This is a genomic window from Sphingomonas sp. 66-10 (assembly GCF_001897045.1).
Taxonomy (GTDB): Bacteria; Pseudomonadota; Alphaproteobacteria; order Sphingomonadales; family Sphingomonadaceae; genus Sphingomonas; species Sphingomonas lycopersici.
Map to the genome: position 1 here is coordinate 2,042 of NZ_MKRR01000036.1, position 1,249 is coordinate 3,290.

General features: G+C 68.1%; 1 protein-coding gene. It reads right to left on the minus strand.

The annotated features are described in order from the left end of the window. Positions 1–1,032, minus strand: a 1,032-nt coding sequence (locus tag BGN95_RS04300) for an MFS transporter (protein ID WP_286771723.1), incomplete at its 3' end; no start/stop codon positions are given. Between the last annotated feature and the right edge of the window lie 217 nt (positions 1,033–1,249).

Here is a 1,249-nt window from a genome sequence, read left to right on the forward strand (position 1 = left end):
ATCGGGGGTGTGGAGCTGGATCAGCGAACTGCGGATATAGACCGATACCATATCCGCCCCGCCCGCGACGATCAGCGCGGCGAGGCTGAGCGGGAAGCTGGTCGACAGCCCGAAAACGAGGATCGCAAACGCGAAGACGATCACCGCGGCGAGCATCTTCACCCCGACATTGTGGCGCATCGGGCGGATCGAGAACCACAAGGCGGTCGCCGCGGCGCCGATCCCCATCCCGGCGGCGAGCACGCCGAGCCCGCTCGCGCCGACGTGGAGGATGTCACGCGCGTAGATCGGCAGCAATGCGGTCGCGCCTGCCAGCAACACGACGAACAGATCGAGCGTGATCGTCGCCTGCACCAGCCGGTTGCGCTTCACATAAGCGAAGCCGTCGAGAATGCGCGCGATCGGGTGGCGGTCGCTCTCGGCCAGCGGCTGCGGCACGCGCCCGATCAGGAAGATGCCGATCAGCGCGACGAGGTGCAACCCGGCGACCGCGGCATAAGCGGTCTCGGGGTGGATCGCATAGAGCAGCCCGCCGAGGCTCGGCCCGGCGATCGTCCCCACCTGCCACGCGATCGACGACAGCGCGATCGCGGTCGGCAGGCTGTCGCGCGGCACGAGATTGGGGGCGAGCGCCGAATAAGCGGGGCCGGAAAAGGCGCGCGCCGTCCCCACCAGCACCGCCGCGCCGAACAGCGCCGGCAGCCCGAGCATCCCGGCCCAGGTCAACACGCCGAGCATCGCGGCGATCAGGACCAGCAGCGAGGTGGTGATGCGGACGATCCAGCGCCGATCGAACGAATCCGCCGCCAGCCCGACGAACGGGGTGAGGAGAAACAGCGGCAGGAACTGCGCGAGGCCGATCATCCCGAGCAGAAAGGCGGCCTGTTTGATGTCCATCGTCTGGCGGGCGATGCTGTACACCTGCCAGCCGATGATGATGCCTTGCGCGGTCGTCCCGATCGTTCCCGCCAGCCGCGAGCCCCAATAGGCGCGGAAATTGGCGATGCGTAAGGGGTGGATCGGCTGGTCCATCTTTCCGCCGGTTAGGGGAGGATGAAGCGCGCTGCAACGCCGCTTGTCGTCCGGTCGACGATAGCTGGCCTATCGCCGCTCTGGTCGGCCGCTGGCGCCGCTCGCGCTCCCGCGAAGGCGGGAGCCAGACTGGGTCCCCGCCTTCGCGGGGACACAAATGTTACTGAGCACTGATCCTCGTCAGTTTGCCACTCCGCGGATTGCGCGCCGCGCCGCT